The 1,364-nt window shown below is 36.8% G+C and carries 1 protein-coding gene; it reads right to left on the bottom strand.

Going from position 1 to position 1,364, the window contains the following annotated elements:
• A protein-coding gene (locus O3670_RS10920) for an IS3 family transposase (protein WP_152902824.1) occupies nucleotides 1-1,352 on the bottom strand; the annotation gives its coding sequence in 2 pieces (ribosomal slippage) (nucleotides 1-911 and nucleotides 911-1,352; 1,353 coding nt in all).
• Nucleotides 1,353-1,364: the final 12 nt, after the last annotated feature.

Genomic DNA, 1,364 nt, shown 5'->3' with positions numbered 1-1,364 from the left:
TTATCCAAAGGATTTAGTTCTGTATTGCACAGGACTGAGTCCTTTTAATTTTACCTTAATTCGTTTGTTGTTGTAATAATCAATATAGCCTACAATAGCTTGTTCCAATTGCTCGAGTGAGTGAAACGTCTTCTCATAACCATAAAACATCTCAGACTTAAGAATGCCAAAGAAGGACTCCATCATACCATTGTCTGGACTATTTCCCTTACGTGACATGGACGGTTGGATCCCTTTATCCTCTAAAAATTGATGATAATACTGATGTTGGTATTGCCAACCTTGGTCACTATGGAGAATTGTATTTTCGTAATGCTCCTCTGTGAAGGCCTGGTCTAACATAGCTTTCACTTGTTCTAAGTTTGGTGAAGTTGAGAGATTATAGGCAATAATTTCGCTATTAAAGCCATCTAAAACAGGCGATAAATACAATTTCTGTGTGCTATTTGGAATGGCAAACTCTGTCACATCTGTGTAGCACTTTTCCATTGGTTTGGATGCTTCAAACTGGCGTTGAATGAGATTCTCTGCTTTCTTACCAACCTCTCCTTGATATGAAGAATACTTACGTTTACGACGAATTCGAGCACTTAAACCAAGAACCTTCATCAGACGTTGCACTTTCTTATGATTTACCATGAAGCCACGATTTCTCAATTCAAGAGTCATTCGACGATAGCCGTAATTTCCTTTATGCTCACAATAAATTGATTGAATTTCAGCTTTAAGCTCTTTATCTTTGTCAAATCCATCTAGTTGTTTCAACTGATAGTAGTAAGTTGAGCGAGCTAAACCAGCCGTTTCAAGAAGTAAATCTAGTCGAAATCCTCCTGTGACCATTTCTCTAATTGTCTCTGCCTTTCTCGCTGTAAGGCTTCGTCCCTGTCTTCTAGTTCTTTTAACTTTTTTAGGTAAGACACCTCGGTACGTAAGCGTTCATTCTCCTCTTGGAGTCGTTCTAGTTCTGTCATTTCTTCCCAAGTTTTCTTACGTTTACGTCCCATTTTAGGTACTCTCTCTCTTGTTTTTTCAACAATAGTATACCCATTTTTCTTGTATTGTGCTATCCAATTTTTCAACAGAGAAGGATTGGGTAGAGCATAATCTAAAGATACACTTTTTCGTGAACGACCTTTAAGCAAAACTTTATTAATTATTTCTTCCTTTAATTCGGGAGAATAGTAACGATTCTTCCCTTTTTTGACGATTTCTATTCCGTAACGTTCAATCAACCTCACCATATATTTTAGTCCAGAAACATCCACACCAAATCTTTTTGAAAGCTCTTTGAAGCTTCTCCCCTGTTTTCTCAGTATATATATCTGAATCTTGTCCTCATAAGTTAATTTCATAATAAAAACACC

The organism is Streptococcus sp. 27098_8_74, from assembly GCF_041431705.1.
In the GTDB taxonomy this organism is placed as follows: Bacteria; Bacillota; Bacilli; order Lactobacillales; family Streptococcaceae; genus Streptococcus; species Streptococcus salivarius_E.
The sequence above is the reverse complement of the archived record's forward strand: the minus strand, read 5'-3'. Positions and strand labels throughout refer to the sequence as shown.